General features: G+C 41.5%; 18 protein-coding genes. All 18 read right to left on the bottom strand.

Features of this window, described 5'->3' with window-relative positions:
• Nucleotides 1–20 precede the first annotated feature (20 nt).
• The gene (locus tag MKY44_RS10790; protein ID WP_341007030.1) at nt 21–2,576 is read right to left on the bottom strand and encodes a hypothetical protein; all 2,556 of its coding nucleotides are present in this window, start codon (nt 2,574–2,576) and stop codon (nt 21–23) included.
• Between the two features lie 5 nt (nt 2,577–2,581).
• Nucleotides 2,582–3,400 carry a carbohydrate ABC transporter permease gene (locus MKY44_RS10785; RefSeq protein WP_445670683.1) on the bottom strand — a complete coding sequence of 273 codons (819 nt, stop codon included), beginning with the start codon at nt 3,398–3,400 and terminating at the stop codon, nt 2,582–2,584.
• Between the two features lie 5 nt (nt 3,401–3,405).
• The gene (locus MKY44_RS10780; RefSeq protein ID WP_339300849.1) at nt 3,406–4,311 is read right to left on the bottom strand and encodes a carbohydrate ABC transporter permease; all 906 of its coding nucleotides are present in this window, start codon (nt 4,309–4,311) and stop codon (nt 3,406–3,408) included.
• Between the two features lie 91 nt (nt 4,312–4,402).
• Nucleotides 4,403–5,674 carry an ABC transporter substrate-binding protein gene (locus MKY44_RS10775; protein ID WP_341007028.1) on the bottom strand — a complete coding sequence of 424 codons (1,272 nt, stop codon included), beginning with the start codon at nt 5,672–5,674 and terminating at the stop codon, nt 4,403–4,405.
• 22 nt (nt 5,675–5,696) lie between these two features.
• Nucleotides 5,697–6,578: an AraC family transcriptional regulator gene (locus MKY44_RS10770; RefSeq protein WP_341007027.1), complete on the bottom strand. Its 882-nt coding sequence runs from the start codon at nt 6,576–6,578 to the stop codon at nt 5,697–5,699.
• A gap of 235 nt (nt 6,579–6,813) precedes the next feature.
• Complete coding sequence (locus tag MKY44_RS10765) at nt 6,814–7,614, bottom strand: phosphotransferase (RefSeq protein WP_341007026.1); 801 nt, start codon at nt 7,612–7,614, stop codon at nt 6,814–6,816.
• Between the two features lie 11 nt (nt 7,615–7,625).
• On the bottom strand, nt 7,626–7,901 hold the full coding sequence (locus MKY44_RS10760) for a hypothetical protein (RefSeq protein WP_341007025.1): 276 nt from the start codon (nt 7,899–7,901) through the stop codon (nt 7,626–7,628).
• A 166-nt stretch (nt 7,902–8,067) separates the two neighbouring features.
• Nucleotides 8,068–8,607, bottom strand: a complete 540-nt coding sequence (locus MKY44_RS10755; RefSeq protein ID WP_341007024.1) for a GNAT family N-acetyltransferase — start codon at nt 8,605–8,607, stop codon at nt 8,068–8,070.
• Nucleotides 8,608–8,811: 204 nt separating this feature from the next.
• Nucleotides 8,812–9,999 carry a glycoside hydrolase family 5 protein gene (locus MKY44_RS10750; protein WP_341007022.1) on the bottom strand — a complete coding sequence of 396 codons (1,188 nt, stop codon included), beginning with the start codon at nt 9,997–9,999 and terminating at the stop codon, nt 8,812–8,814.
• Between the two features lie 207 nt (nt 10,000–10,206).
• The gene (locus tag MKY44_RS10745; RefSeq protein ID WP_341007021.1) at nt 10,207–10,623 is read right to left on the bottom strand and encodes a hypothetical protein; all 417 of its coding nucleotides are present in this window, start codon (nt 10,621–10,623) and stop codon (nt 10,207–10,209) included.
• Nucleotides 10,624–10,649: 26 nt separating this feature from the next.
• On the bottom strand, nt 10,650–11,678 hold the full coding sequence (locus MKY44_RS10740; protein WP_341007020.1) for an alpha/beta fold hydrolase: 1,029 nt from the start codon (nt 11,676–11,678) through the stop codon (nt 10,650–10,652).
• 164 nt (nt 11,679–11,842) lie between these two features.
• Complete coding sequence (locus MKY44_RS10735) at nt 11,843–12,388, bottom strand: GNAT family N-acetyltransferase (RefSeq protein ID WP_341007018.1); 546 nt, start codon at nt 12,386–12,388, stop codon at nt 11,843–11,845.
• A gap of 348 nt (nt 12,389–12,736) precedes the next feature.
• Complete coding sequence (locus tag MKY44_RS10730; protein WP_341007017.1) at nt 12,737–13,204, bottom strand: NUDIX domain-containing protein; 468 nt, start codon at nt 13,202–13,204, stop codon at nt 12,737–12,739.
• Between the two features lie 155 nt (nt 13,205–13,359).
• Complete coding sequence (locus MKY44_RS10725; protein ID WP_341007016.1) at nt 13,360–13,818, bottom strand: GNAT family N-acetyltransferase; 459 nt, start codon at nt 13,816–13,818, stop codon at nt 13,360–13,362.
• On the bottom strand, nt 13,815–14,384 hold the full coding sequence (locus MKY44_RS10720) for a hypothetical protein (RefSeq protein ID WP_341007015.1): 570 nt from the start codon (nt 14,382–14,384) through the stop codon (nt 13,815–13,817). The genes MKY44_RS10725 and MKY44_RS10720 overlap by 4 nt, the downstream gene beginning before the upstream one ends.
• Complete coding sequence (locus MKY44_RS10715; protein WP_341007014.1) at nt 14,381–14,923, bottom strand: GNAT family N-acetyltransferase; 543 nt, start codon at nt 14,921–14,923, stop codon at nt 14,381–14,383. Before MKY44_RS10715 ends, MKY44_RS10720 begins: the two co-directional genes overlap by 4 nt.
• A gap of 2 nt (nt 14,924–14,925) precedes the next feature.
• On the bottom strand, nt 14,926–15,423 hold the full coding sequence (locus MKY44_RS10710) for a GNAT family N-acetyltransferase (RefSeq protein ID WP_341007013.1): 498 nt from the start codon (nt 15,421–15,423) through the stop codon (nt 14,926–14,928).
• A 478-nt stretch (nt 15,424–15,901) separates the two neighbouring features.
• On the bottom strand, nt 15,902–16,369 hold the full coding sequence (locus MKY44_RS10705; RefSeq protein ID WP_341007012.1) for a DUF2691 family protein: 468 nt from the start codon (nt 16,367–16,369) through the stop codon (nt 15,902–15,904).
• Nucleotides 16,370–16,431 lie beyond the last annotated feature (62 nt).

The raw sequence follows: 16,431 nt of genomic DNA, 5'->3' as shown, positions 1-16,431 counted from the left end.
CTTGGTTTCTTGCACACGATTCAGCGCTCCATGTCCAGTAACTTCAGTTGTCCCTTCACTCCATAACCTTCGTGTATAATTTCCTCTTCTTTAATAAGAAAAGGCTTGTTCATTCCCCATTGAATTGGACCATATACCGGGTCTGTTAGAGTGAGAGTTAAAGCTTGATTATCGAATTGCGGACTTGCAGAACGAACTTGGTTGATAAAAGCGTCAAATGACCCGAATTGCTGCTCGCTTCCTGCTCTTATAATCCAGGCGTTACGCAAGCCAGGTGAAATAAGCTCACGTTCTCTTGTCACCCCGCTGCTCTCCATACTCGTCCCGTTGGCCGCATATATAGCTGCATAACCCTCATCCAAACGGGCAAAGTGCCAGTTCTCATGCCTTACCCATTCCGTGAAGGAGTGAGTAGGAAAATAAGCATGTGTCCAGTCAGAGTTGTTATCCGCAGGAATATCAAACATCATCAAAGCGATCCCCTCATGCTGAACAACATCGGGCAATATCCCATTCCCAGCCCAGAAGCAAGGTCGACCATCCCCATGCTTGTATATTTCTGCCGGATGATTCACCCAGATCAGCGCCTCAGGTGACAGAGATAAATGCTGGACATGCTCCTGATAACCTGGCTTGCCTGGACGGAAGCGAATGATGGAGGATAAGGAGTATTCCCTGGTCCGACAGTGATAGAGCTTGGCGTAACCTCCCTTGCCCTGCTGATTGGCGAACACTAACTGCTGCTTCTCCCCAAGCAACAGATGCTCCTGATATGCTGCTGGAGGACTGTAATCCGATAAACTCAAGGCAACATTGCTTATTGAATAATTGTTTACATTGCCAACGCCATAAGCGATCCAGCACATTGAAGTGGTTCCCGCTGCATAACCACCCAGCAGTTCCTTCTCATAGCTGCGCCCAAACGTTGTGGACAAGACGCCTTGATGCATCTGAACGGTAATATAATAGAATAACAGGTCCATTGCCTTTTTGGCTTGCTGTCTGAGCTGTTCATTATGGGCAAATTCATAGATATGCAACAACCCAACCGCATCAATCGGAATGTATGCACTTGAATTCCATTCTGCCAATCCTTCATCCAAAAAGCGCTCAAACCATAATGCAAGCCTCTGCTCTGCTTTTTGACGGTGTACTTCACCGGATTCACCACTGTTGCTGAACATTTCATCCCCAAACAGCTGTCCGGCTAACAGTTCATTGGTATGGAACAACAAGGCATGATTCTCACTGAAGAACCACATTACATCATCGCCAGGTTCATCTATCCAATACCGATAGCCCAGAATGCTTGCTTTCACCCGATCCCAGAACGATTCACTGAACAGACCGCTATTTCGCTCATCTCTCCAAAGACGGAACAGCCCCACCAGATAGAAGTCACTGCAATCCTTCCGTTGCTCAATCCCTTCCACACCCTCAAGCAAAATGTTCTCCGCTTCTTGCAGATTGCCTCCTGTTTTGAGCATGGCGATGGCCTTATGAATATTGGGACTGCCCTTCTCGGCAATGCATCGCAGAGCCAGGGATTTGCGAGCTTCAATATCCGCAGCTTGCTGAGCAGCCTCATCATAGCTCGTATCATAGGATTGGCAGCCAAACTTCTTGGTTAGTACAACATTTGAAACTGAAATAGCCAGCGTGAAATATACGTAATGATGACCGAGTTGATTCGTATGTGCCAGGACCAGGTCCGTTTCCTTTTCGGCGATGTGTATCGTCTTATTTTCGGTACCGTCAAAAAAATTGCCATACTGAATATCAACCTCTCTAACGATGTCCGGCAAGGGAAGCGGCAGCTTGAGCTTAATCTGCTCACCTCTGAAGAGATCCGAAGGAAAATAAGCCTGTTCGAGGGCTTTCTCTGCGGATTTTACAGACTCCGCCAAATGAGGAGCAATAGGCAGGGAAATCACCAATTCCTCGTCTCCCAGGTATTCCACCGCAAAAGCATACATGGTATCCCGCTCAGCCAGATCCTCCCAGCAGGCATAGATCTCATTGATTCCAGCTACAAGTTCAGCTTTAATTACGATTTCCTGCTCCTTGTTACGCATGAGTGGCGCAAAATCCGTTACCATTTCCCCATTCACCCACAACGTCAGACTGCCATAGGTCTTAATCCGCAAAGAAGCGGTATGAGCAGTCGGAGAAATGAGTCTTGTCGCCGCGTAACTGCGGAGATGTGTCGGTACAAACCAAAATCCTGATTGCTCCACCCGTGGATTATTCCAAGGAGAATACAGTGCCCAAGGCATTCCGTTCTCTTCTCCAACGAAGTCGTCTCCCGGGCTAGGAAACTCGCTCCATTGATCAAAAAATCGGTTCAGAGGCCGCGTTCTCCTATGTTCTACAAATTCCTTTCTGCATGGATTCTCATGAATGGCAAAACCATCGATAAGCCAATCATTAATATCTCCCTCCATCGTTGTTGGAACAAAGGCAACAGGCTTTGTATATATGCCGCTGATCATCCAATGATTAATGACCTGATTGTGACCTAATTTCATAGGTTTATAATTCAAGGTATCCATCCCACTCCGGGTGGTATCTGACATTCAACTCATCCTTTCATTCCTGAAGTAATCATACCGCTGACAAAATACCGCTGGAAAACCATAAAAACAATGAGTACCGGAAGCATCGTGATGACGGACATCGCAAGCAAACTTCCCCAATCCACGTTGTATTCACCAATAAAATTAGAGAGTGCAAGCTGAATCGTATATTTCGATGGATCACTAATCGCAATTAACGGCCATACAAAATCATCCCATCTCCACATGAAGGAGAAGATTGCGAGCACCGCAAGAATCGGCTTCGCTATCGGAAGAATAATGCTCCAGTAAATTTTCCACTCGCCCGCTCCATCCATCCGGGCAGCTTCCAACAGCTCGTCCGGTACGGACAACAAATACTGCCGCATAAGGAACACACCTGTCGGGGTTGCTGCTGGCGGGATAATAATCGCGAGTAGGCTATTATACAGCCCCAGTGCGCTCAGCACCTTGAATATGGGGATCATAATTACCTCAATCGGAATCATGAGTGTTGAGACAAAAGCGATTAATATGATCGCGCTTCCGCGGAAGCGATATTTCGCGAGTGCAAAACCTGCCATGGAGTTAATCAATAACAGTAGCAGCGTTGAGCTTACAGTTACGATCGTACTATTCATAAAATACAAGCCAAAATTGCCTTTACTGAATGCCTCCTTGAAATGCTCGAAGGTGATTGGCTGCGGCCATAGCTTGGGAGGGAAGCTGTACAGATCGCTATTCGTTTTCAGAGAAGAAATCACGACCCACAGGACAGGCAGGAGCCACACCACTGCGGCAACACTTAACAGACTGTAGATGAAGATTTTGACCATAGGCTTCATGACCATTACGTAGCCCCTCCTTTCGATAGACGGAATTGCAGAGCCGAGAATCCACCAATAAGGATAAACAGTATCACCGACATGGCACTGGCCAGACCGAGCTCCTGTCTGTTAAAGCCAATCTCATAAATATATTGAACAATATAGGTAGTATCTTTGCCCGGACCACCACCTGTAAGCGCAAACATAAGTGGGAATGCTTTGAACGCGTCAATCAGAGTCAGCATAACAACAAGCAAGCTTGTGGGCTTCAACAACGGAAGCGTGATATAGCGAAACACCTTCATTCCCGTTGCCCCGTCCAAGCGGGCAGCCTCATAATAATCCGTAGGTATAGCCTGCAATCCCGCGATAAAAATGACCATGAAAAAACCTGCACGTGACCATACCGTCGCGATGATTACAGCCGTATTTGCCCAAAAGGAAGAAGTTAAAAAACCAACAGGTTCCACACCAACCACGGTTAACAGATGATTCAAAATGCCAAATGAATCTCCGAAAATCCACTTCCAGGTCAATCCTACGATAATGTAAGAAATCATGGTCGGCCAGTAAAATACGGCCCTGAAGAACCCGCGCATTCTAATCTCGCGCGCAAGCAGCAAAGCAATACCTAACGCTGCTGCATATATTAGCGGGACAACAATTGCTGCATAAATCCCCGTTCGTCCGATGGTCGACCAAAATTCCCGATCCCCTATAATTTTGATATAATTATCCAGCCCGTTGAACTTCATCGGGTTCAATCCATCATAGACATGGAAGGAATAATAGAGGCCCAATAAAGAGGGAAATACGATAAAAGTTCCAAAGATCAGGAGGTTGGGAAGTATAAACAGATAAGGAGCAATAACGAGCTTCCTGTTCTGTTTTGCCAGCGTATTCCTGTTTAATCGTTGTCCTTCACTCATCTGCTTGCCCCTTCCTTATGCGTTATTCGAAAGGGAGGCTTCACAGGAATCGGTAAGCCCCCGTATACGAATTAACCAAAGCGCTTTACGTTTATTGACTGCCAATAGCCTCGTTAATCAGTTTGGCTGTTCGATCCAATGCCTCCTGCGGAGTTGCCTTATCGGATAAAACCTCAACAATATTATTTTTCAGGTCCGTTGAAATTTTGGATATAATGGTCTGTCTGGACCAGTCATTAGCTGCAAGAGGCGAACTGTTCTTCAGTTCATCCGCGAAAATTTCAAACATCTCCTTGCCGAATTCATAATTTAATACAGAGCTGTCCTTCCGCGGACTCATAAACAATGATTCCTGGTTATATTTTGAATTCACTTCTTTTGACGTTAAGTATTCAATAAATTCTGCTGACTCCTGCTCATATCCGCTGCCTTTGAATGCCATCAGAAACTTCCCGCCTGGTACTGAAGAACGTTGTGTTCCTTTTGGCATATAGGTGACTCCCCATTCAAAATCAGTGATATCCTTGTAATTGCTGATCATCCAGTTGCCAGCCCAGTGGGTAGCCACCGTCCCGGAACGGAACAGGTTGTTCGGATTTTCCCCTCCGAGCCATACGGATTCGGGCATGATCCCTTCTTGATGAAGCTGCTTGAACTGCTCCATGCTACGGATTCCGGCTTCATTGTTAATCGCTGCCGCAGTGCCATCATTTGTTAAGATGCTTCCGCCATTTTGATACAAAAGAGTGGACCATCTATGCGGTGTGACATCCCATACCATGCCATAACGTGCTCCACCTTTGTCCATAACCTCTTTTAACGCAGCTGTGTATTCATCCCACGTCCATACCTGGTCAGGAGAGGTTGGTACTTTGACGCCCGCTTTATCAAATAAGGTTTTGTTATAAATAAGCCCATTCGCTGTAACATCCATAGGCGCCGCTACCAGCTTGTCATTAATAACATAATAAGGTTTAAGTGAGTCAATAAATTGATCCTCGAATTGGTCCGCATTGTCCACGTAAGGTGTCAGATCAACCGCCTGATTAGCAAATGATCCGGTATCCGTGACCCGGCTCAGGGCAGGTGGCTTTCCACCGGATAACATTGTTTTTAATTTGGTTTGGATATCCTTGAAGCCAACTTCAATCAGGTTGATTTTAACCTTGGTATTGGTCTGCTCATAATCTTTAATGATTTCCTTGATGACTTCTCCTTCTTTTCCGTCAGAGAACCACAGGAAATCCAGGGTTGTTTGTTTTGGATTAGCATTGGTACCTGAATTTCCGCAAGCAGTCAATACGATGAGTAACATGACCAATACCATGCTAGTGATGAGCTTAAACGTTGTTCTTCTTGTCATATCAACATCTCCTTGGAAGGTTCTAATGAATTTTGGCTTCGTTGAGCAATTCACTTTTACGGAATAACTGTGGTGATACACCCACATATTGTTTAAAGGCCCTGCTAAAATATACAGGTGTGTTAAAACCTAGCGTCTCAGATATGGACAAAATCGGTGCATCCGTAGACAGCAACAATTTTTTGGCCTCTGCAACTCTTTTCCGTATAACATAGTTGCTTATGGTATATCCCGTCGTCTCTTTGAAAGAATGACAAATGTAGTATTTATTCAAATGGAGTGTTTTGGACAGTTCATCCAATGAAACATTCTCCGTGTAGTTCTGGTTTAAATAATGAAGAACCCGGCTTACGCTTGTTTGCTTCTGGGAAGAACATAAGATAGGATTGGCGGATTGCTCACTGGTTGTTTTCCGGTAAATCCGCAGTAGCAATTGGGTAAGACTTAATTTGACCATTGTTTTGTACCCTGTATTCCCTGCCCCCATCTCCTCCTTGATTCCTTTAAATATAGCTGTGATATGCTCACGCTCCTCCGGAGGCCAATGCACCAATAACCCATTGGGATGACGGAATATGGACATCAGATTCTCCAACTGACTTACAGCAAGCATGTCCAAAAGCAATAATTCCGTGAAATTGACAAAACTTCGCTTGTACACGATTTCTCTTGAAGGATTGATTCGGTGGGGCACACCGCCTCTGAATATAAACATATCTCCAGGTAGCGGCTTATATATTCGGTCACCGATTAAAAAGGTTGCATCTCCTTGAATAAAATAATGTATCTCATACCCATTATGCGTATGAACAGGCCATTCATCCTGAAAATTATCTGCTTCTGATCGCACATAAACTTCATTTTCCTGCAAAGCAATATTCGTCGGGATGTGTATGGTTAGCATCAGTAAGATCTCCCTTCCCAGAATATAAAAAGCAATATAGTTTAATAATTTACAATGATAGCGCTTTACAATGAATTGTATCACAGTTATTTCGATCTAATCTGAACTATATTGCTGTATTGTTGATCACAATTGTTGAAAATGTTTAGAATGGAATTCATAGGGATTCGAAGATGGAAACAAAAAAACCGCTGTCCAGCCCGTAGGCTATCACGCGGTCCATTAGCATTACCTTTCAAACCCATTCATCCCAATGGTTTTCAAGAAAAATGACTTCTTTCTCATAGTGGGCCAGGTGCCCCTCTTCGACCATCTTCATAAAAGCGACATCTCCATCAGCCGCACGATCAGTCAGTGTTTTACACATGAAACGGATACGGGATATGACCCAATCCTTCAAATCTGCTGGAACACTCAGCCCGTACGTTGCCATGAATAAGGCAATCCGTTCTTTTCGAACAGTTCCGTGCGCCTGGCTGGCGTATGGCATTACACTCTTTCCGTCCATCTCTGGTGAGAAATCTGCGAGTGGAACGGATGTATACAAGACATAGGCGATATCCCACATTCGCGGACCCGGACCCGCCATATCAAAATCAATGATGCCTTGAGGACGGCCATCCTTGTACACCACATTATACGGCGCAAAATCGTTATGACATACAACTTCATCTTCTGTTATGCCTGGATATGTGTTCGTTGATACTGACGTTGTTGTAAATCCAACGGTCGCATCATGGTAACTTCTCAACAGTTTTGCGACTTCAATCAAAGATTCGTCTGACCACATGTACTCTTCTAGATCAGGGTAGTCATTGCCTGGAACGATGCCTTCGAGGTAAGAAAGTATTTCTCGCCCCTGTTCATCTATTCCCAGAAATCGAGGGGCATGATCATAACCAACTTTTTCGAGATGTAAAAGCAGTTCAACCACATATGGATTTGGTTTGGCATGCCGGCGAACCGTCTCACCTATTCTGACGACCTGGTTCACATTACCTCCCGATAACACTTCCTCCTGTTGGGCCACTTTCATCCCTCCTCAAGCTAAACTTCCTTGCTATGCCCATGATTACGATTTTTCTTATAACTCCCCGGGAATCCCGCGACCAATAGTATGAATCCAACAAAAAACATGAAGTATACGAGTAAACCTGTTGAATGCTCGTTCATCTGAGCGAACTGGGATACGTTCGTCCCTCCTGACGCGTATCCTGCTTCTACTATAGCGACAGAGACTCGGATTGAATTTCTCTCCATCGTTGAGATAAACACACTGCCAAGCATGAGGACTACACCCAAAATCTTGTTAATATTATTCATTTCATGCCTCCTTGATTAACCGTCCACTTTTTATGAGGTTATCTACTTAATGTCTTTCGATTCTCTAGTCTATATTCCTGCATGTTATATTCACGGTCTGTTCCTATATCATCATATCAAATAGCGGCGTCATCACTGACGCCGCTGTTGATGCTCTCTGAATAAGTTACGTAGCTACCACTTGGTGCAGATCCATACTATTTTCGAAAAAGGCTGACCGTTCAACACAATACAGATCATACATCTGTTCATTCATATTAATCCGTTGATATACATCTGGATACACACCATTGGCTAACTTCACATAAGGCAGCTTTTGTACTGCTTTTCTGGATCTTATATTCTGCTTGCGTATCTTCATAAATACCGTTTCAATCCCATGTTCCAGAAATAATTCAACAAAGAAGGCTGATTTGGCTCTTTGGCTATACCCATTTCCAAAAAACGGTGAACCAATCCATGTGGCTAAAAAACCGGTTTGATGCTCGATATGATATAGATCAATAGTTCCAATAGGCTGCCCTGTTTCATTCAAAATCGTTCGGGAAATCACCGTTTCTTGTTCTTCTTCAGCCATCAATTGTTTGGTCAGGAATAGATATTCCTCATACGATTGGCATGCATAACGAACGTAAGGAGAAACTGCGGGGTCCATCATTAAGCTGTACAGTGAATGGCATTCCTGCAAATCACGTTTTTTTAACATTCTGTCTACCACCTAGTCCTTTTAGTTCGCTATATCAAGCAAATTAAGTATATAAAAGCTATTGTGGGATTTAATGAATTCTGTATGTGGCTTATGTAAAATGCATTGGTAAATGTTGTTCAACTTTATCTCCGGGTAGCACAAAAAACGGCATGTCCCTTTTGAAGGAACACGCCGTTTGCGCGTATACAGATAGACAATAAACTATTGCATACCTTGCATGATTGCATTAATGATATTTTGCTGAGTCACGGTATTGTTCAAACGGTTAAACAATGCAAATCCATGTTGACCGTTATGCCCGTTATCCCAATAAACAGGAACCATTTTGTATTTTTTAGCTTTTGCGGTAACTGCTTTGGCGTATGCAGCACGATAGACATTGTTGCTGGAATCGTAGGACGTTTTATCAATGGAACCGAACTCACCAATCACTACAGGATAGCCCTGAGTTACAAATTTGTCGTACATGGACTTAAACTGCGATTCAAGATAATCCTCTTGGCCCCAAGTAGACTTCTTGGCAGGGTTCGTAGAAGTTGCACCCCACTGTGTGATATTACCGTTTTCCTCACCTGCAAAATCCCAAGGAGAGTAATAGTGTGCCGAGATCATGATTCTCTTTTGCGAACTAGGAATTGCTGAGGATCTGTAATTATCTGTCGGAAGAGCAAAGCCATAATTACCAACAGTGTAGTCAATATTGGTATTCCAACCTGGAATCAGCAACCATCTGGCATTGTTGTTGCCTCCAGTTTGACGAACCGTATCCACAAAGATCTGATTGTAGGCATTCAGGTTGGCGTAATAAGCCGAGTTCGGATTGCCATAGTTGCCATCGAACACTTCGTTCATGGATTCGAAAATAAGACGATCATTGTAGTTGCTAAACTTGGTCGCAATCTGCTGCCACACCTTCTTATATTTTTCCTTAATGGCAGTCTGATTGCCACCATTTACGAGCAGCCATCCACCTTGAACGGAATTGTACCCATCGCCATGAATATTGATGATCACATACATACCTTCATTGTACGCATAGTCCACAACTTGCTGAATTCGATTCAGCCATGCCGCATTAATCGTATAATTGGGAGCGCTTCCAATGTTATTCAAATAGGAGATAGGAATACGAATAGACTTGAAGCCCGCTACTTTCACTTTTTGGATCAGCGCCGGAGTCACCGTAGGATTGCCCCAAGCTGTCTCACTCGGTGTACCGTTCACCGCTGCTTCCAGCTGATTGCCGAGATTCCATCCTGCACCCATCTCAGCCACCACTTGCGAAGCGTCTGCTGCTGATGCTTTGGGGCTCCATCCAGTAAAGGCTACCGCAGCCACTAATACCAGTGCCAAGCTGCTGATGCTGAATTTTTTCCATTTTTTGAACATAACCATACCTCCGCTTATTCTATTATTTTTAACAAGCAGTGCAGTTAATCTATTGATACAGATTGAATGATTCGAGAATTCGCGCCTCCTTTCCTGTCGATCAAACAAATGAAAATTCCGTCTCGCACCAACATAATAACACATATATGGAAAATAAAGCGATATCTTTATTGCTCTTTTTTGACGATTTACTACAAAATAATCCAACTATCCGTTTAAGTGTATTGCTTGAATTTGTTCTCTATCAAAATCAATCATCATGATGTGATCGTGCAGGATATTATCCCCGCAAGATATTGTTGCGCCGTAGTCGGTTATACTTTTAAATGCGATATCCACACGATAGACTTCAATCTCATTAAACCAATTCTGATGTACCTTTTCATGAAGTTCATTCTCATAATATTCTCGAAAGACAGTCTCACAAGTTGAAAACCACTTAATGTAGTCTTCTATTTTATGAACAATTGAATCTAACGGTGTATTAGTGGACACATATATTCGGACGTCATTTAAATCCTCATCCTGTATGCGATGTTTAAATATTTGTACTGTATTTTGCAGAGTGTAACACCGGTAACTATCATCACTCTCTTCTTCAAGCTCAATGAATTCACTTAACAATATGATCTTACTCCTCTCAATCCATATTAAAATAGCTCATTTAACCACTTTACGAATTTTTCTTTCTCTTCAAACTGTGGGTAATGCGCCGACTCGTTGAATACAATGAAGTCTTTGATCGGTGCATCCAATACGTCAAAATAATCACGTGCTGCATTCGCAGTGGTCATATAATCATATTTACCCGTTACAAAATAGGTAGGAATCTCCAGATGATCAACAATATCAGGTAAATTTTGATCAAATGCTTCCTTCAGTAAGATGTCTTGTGAACTGAACATCCCTGTATAAAAGCGAATCATATCCAGCCCATTATATTCGGGATTAAAAAGGAATCCTGAAATATAATCTCTATTCTCGTTGATGAGTCTGGCTGCACCACCGTATTTTTGCAACAAAATTCTAGGCGTAAGTTCCTTTCCTTGCTCGATCGAGCTGCGAATTAGCTCCAGTTTTTTAACGTCCTCTGCATTACCGGCTTGTTTCGCTTGCTCGTACGTGTACTCCAAACTTTCCAGTTCGCTCTGAAGTGTATTAGCCATCTGTCCAATGCCTATATAAGCGTGAAACTGAGTGGGTGCTTTAGCCGCAGCTTTCATCCCGATGTATGTACCAAATGAATGACCAATTAATATAACCTTCTCTTGACCTAACTCCTTAGATACATAATTCCTTAACGCTAACAAATCATCTACTAATAAATCTGTTGTCAGATTCGAGTAATCCTCAAAAAAGTGATAGGACTTGCCACTCCCACGTTGATCGTAATGCACCACCGTGAAGTGTTGCTCAAGCTCTTTCTGATACTTCCTTACGTACGGAATCTCCGAACATCCCGGCCCGCCATGCACAAAAATCAGGATAGGGTTAGTCCGATCAACACCCCTGATCATGACTTCATGTCCTGTACCGTTAATTTCGACCTGCTCTAACATGCTGATGCTGTTTTCACCTTTAATTTTGGGTGTCCATGTGGGAAATATCAGAGCTACTATAATTATTAAAATAATACTAAGTATGCTGTATTTGAGTGTTTTACGTATTTTTTTGCGCATGTAATGCTCCTTAAATAATAAGTTTCATTTTTAATTCTACCAACGGTTCCTTTATCGTAACGGATACAACAATTCAACGGGTTCTATCATCAGCTCTTCTTGGAAGATGTAATTATGATCGGCTCCAACGATACATATGAATGGGCCGAGTATCCCAACCGTTGTCATGTGCCCAGCTCCTTTATCATATGTATATCTTTCGGCTCTTTGTCATAAAGTTCTTGATCAATCTCGCTTGCAATCTGACTGCCCTGACTTTTATAAAAGGATACCGCTGATTTCGTCTCTGTGGAGGAGATATACAGATACTGTGCACCACGTTTCTTAGCCTCTTCACCTAACTCGTTTAGAATACGTTTTCCAATACCTTGTCTTCTGTACCCGCGTGAGACATACATCAAGTCAACTTGTAATTGATTTCGTTCTTTTCCTCTATATTGATGTGCCAGCACACCAAATCCGATTAATTGATCGTCAGCAAACGCGCCATATGCCGTGCCACCTTGTTCTAATTCGTACACATATCGATTTTGAATCTCCTTCAAAAGCATCTCATCCCAGTTTGAGCACTCATGATTTTGTTCAAGATCAACCAATCGGTTCTCTCTCATTTCATAAATGAGATCAATATGTTCCGAGCGATCTATTTCCTGCAGCTGGTTCACATCATCAAGTGTCAACGTTCTATACGTTATCATGATCGTTGCCATCTCTCCTTCCCCATGTTATTTCTAAGATCCTATGGCTTTATTGATCGAAGTCTGTATTTATCAAAGACCCTTTTATCGTACAAAATAGTGTATTCCTTGTTCTTTTCAATTAGTTTTGACATATCCATTGGAACGGATATTGTTCTTTCAAGATTATTAAAATTAATTACAGTCATTTCATTTTCACTAATCTTTTGAACAGTAACTGCTTCAAAAATTGAAGTTCGAAAGGAATCCCATAACAAAATTAAAAGCAATAAAAGTAATAGTGACATGATGAGTCCCTTATTCTTATTCACTAGTTCTTTTCATCTCCTTTAGCTTCAAAAAGAGTTCCTCCATCTAAAACTAGCTTATTTTAATTACTGGTAACTCATTCAAATGATTTATTTCGATAGTGTATTTCTTAAGCTTATGGTTCTCAAGTCCATCCCATCTGTCTGAGAAACGATAAAACATATCTCCGAAGTTCATCCCTTCAGGTAATACATCCACAAGCTTTATTTCATCGATTTCAGACTCCGGTAAGCTCTCTAGCAAATTAACCTCAGCATAAGAAACCATACCAAAGCTCCCATTCCATTCATATACACCATATGGTAACAATTCGAAGCGTACTGCCCCTGTCTCTTCATAGAGTTCTCGACTTGCCGTGTGTAAAAGTGTTTCCCCTATTTCTTTGTTGCCTCCTGGAATCTCCCAACCTCCTCTTTTCCTATTTTTTATAATGATGAATTTATTATTGTATTTCGCGATCATAACTGCAAATTTGATTAACTCTGGATCAAATTCATCTAGATCAAACCAGTGGCTCATGTTATCTCTCCCATAAACAACTATTCTTTCAATATATAATTGTCAAACCATTGAAGTGGTAACAAGCTATCATCGGATATAATCGTTGTGAATACCGCAACCAATCCTCGCTTTTGGTTAACAAAGATATATTGCCCTCTGAAATGCTGAGTCTATCATTTTATTTCCAACCTGTAGATCACTTCATCATCTGAATTGGTTCTGTTCTCACTAAAGAAGGACATGCTCTTATACAAATTCTGTGCTATTTCGTTATCCCGTTCAACCGTTAATGAAATAACCTTGCATACCGGATGCTGTTTCGTAATGTAATCTAGAATGACTCTTAAAGCGCTCTTTCCCATTCCTTTACCTTGATAGGATTGATCGATTTGAAAACCACCAATCCAGTAATTATCTGTACTATCTGGCGTATAACTTAGATAAAAGAAACCAAATACCTTCCCATCAATCTCAAGTACGTAAGGATCAAATGCTTCATCCCACGGTTTTATATAGGCGTAAGCGATCCCCTCAACAACGGATGGAACTAATGACGCTTGGTGTTCATACAAAGAGATCTTCAGTGCTTCTTCCCAATTTTCTCGTGTGACTGGTTGTATTTTTATATTCACCACTGTATCTCCTCTTTCGATAATCTTTGATTACCTCTAAAGTTCTTTTCACTCTCACTTACAACCACTTCCCAATGATGTTCAATCAACTGAATAACTTGTTTTTTATTCTTCGTGATTGTTGCAGTCTTACTGTTTTGGTTAATTGTACATATAACTTCTTCTATATTATATTGATGGTTCCATTTCACAATCATCTTGCATAAGTTCTTGAATGACTGCTTGTAATTCCACGGTTGCAAGCCCATTCTGGACAAGACAAACCTTTTTATAATCCGATAATCTCTAATGAAAACATTTGGATCTAATACAAAAATCAAATCCGCTTCCTGGATGGACTTAATTGTCCAATCTTTGCACTGCACTCCTTCTATGATCCAAGCCTCTGAACAGACAATAGATTGAATGGATTCATCCCTAACACTTTCAGGATATCTCAGATCGTCGGCGCTTCTGTCCCATATGAGATTGTCTAATTCATAGGAAGGAATACCGTATTTATCCGACAATTCCTTGGCTAATGTTGATTTCCCACTACCGCAAGATCCAATAATTCGTATTCTCATACATATTCTTTCTTCAAAAATGCATAGATGACATTATCTACAAATCGATTTTTCCAAATAAAATGTTCTTTCAATATGCCTTCTTCACTGAACCCAATTTTCTCAAGCAACTTCCTTGATCCCGCGTTCTCTGGCTCGACAAATGCTTCAATTCTGTTTAATTCAAGGTTCTTGAATCCATATTCAACGATTTTCTGAGTTACCTCGGTCATGTAACCCTGCCGCCAAAACTCCGGTGTTAACTCATATCCCATCACAGCTTTATGATGTTGTTTCATCCAACCATGAAACCCGCATGTTCCAATAATTCTGTTGTCCGATTTCAAAGCAATTCCCCAGCGGATGACCTGACCATTTTCGAATCGTTCAGTCCATCTTTGTATGAGTTCTTCTGCTTGTTTTGTATTCGTGAAACTTTCTACATCGTAGAACCTTGTAACTTCATCTGAAGAAAAAATATGAAGTATGTCTTGAGTATCACTCTGTTTAATCTCTCTTAACAGCAATCTTTTGGTTTCTAGTTCAGGAAATAGAGTCATATTCAATTCACCTCAATCGAGTACACTGCTACATTTTTCCCTATTATGTCTACGTCCTTCTCGTGTTTCATGCCATTCTTTTGCGCGACTTTCATAGAACCCACATTGCCATGTTGAATTAAAGATATTAATCTTTTCTGCTTCATGTGATCCATGCCATATTCTTTCCACGCTTTTGCTTGTTCATATCCGTAACCCATTCCCCAGTATTGCTCTATGACCCAGTAACCAACTTCAAGCTCATCATTGCCTTCAATGATTTGAGGAATCAGTCCAGAGGTTCCAATTAACTTGTTATCCTCTTTATTAAATGCGAGGAACAGCCCTTTATCGTCTTTATTCCAGTTGATGAACTTTTCCAGGCTTTGCATGGTTTCTTCCTTCGTCCAGGGTCCTCCATGTCTTATAAATTTCATCATATTTGGCTCACGTGTCATCTCAAAAAGTAAATCGAAATCATTTTTAGTATATTTCCGAAATATAAGTCGTTCTGTCTCCATCTTCCTCTCAACTCCTTCTTCATTCATAAGATGTAATCGTATTCATAAAAATTCAAATATCATGGGGAAACGGACTAGAGTGTGTCTTCAAACTCAGGCAAGTAAACGATGATGGGTGCCAGCTTACCGTCCGAAAATTGCTGAAGTTCAGGGTGACTGATGCTGGCGAATGACCAGGCGATTTTCTAAGGAACACAGGACATCTTATTCGGCCCTCAAGTCCTCTTTTAAAATTGTAAGGAACATGAGACATCTTATTTCTCAAAATCATCTGACAAAAACGCTACAAAAGGCTATTTTTTCTGATATAACGTGTCTCAGATTCCTTAGATTTCGGAGGGCGTTTCAAATTCCCGAATAAGACGTGTCAGGTTCGTTAGCACTAACCCCTAACACTAAACTCAACGCTATGTTAACGCATATCAACGAAAGCATGGGATCTCTATCAAACCTTAACAGTTAATCCCAAGCTCCTTTATCACCAGACCGATAGTTTTGTCCTCGTATCATTCACATCTGTTATATATGCGAGAGATTCAAATCCCTGCCTATTTATATGATTATATAATTCCTCGACTTTCTCTAAATCTTTACAATAAACCGTGACGTAGGTACTATCGATCACAAGAAGAACCATCTGACAGTCACTCAACATATAATCTTCATAGGTGATAACATCTGTTATTTGTGCGCCTTTTGGAAATGCTTTTAAATTCGCAAATATTAAATAATACTCGTTGTTATCAATAATCTTCTGTAATTCTTCTCCATTCATACCCATAATCATATCCGGAAAAAGATCATCCCCTAACGTATCATCAACAACGAAATAGGACTCCTCCTCACCAATAAACCAATCAAAATTAGATACTTCCATTGGTTTTAAAATCTCCCCAAGAAAACGACCATAGGCATTTGGTATTTCAAAACGTATTCCTCTGTTCATCTGCTCACCCTTTTTATTCATATATATTAGTACATTATCTTTTGATTTTTGGAAAACGTAAT

It is taken from the genome of Paenibacillus sp. FSL R7-0026 (genome assembly GCF_038004485.1).
In the GTDB taxonomy this organism is placed as follows: domain Bacteria; phylum Bacillota; class Bacilli; order Paenibacillales; family Paenibacillaceae; genus Paenibacillus; species Paenibacillus xylanexedens_A.
Note: the sequence above shows the minus strand (reverse complement) of the source record. Positions and strands in the feature narration are given on the sequence as shown.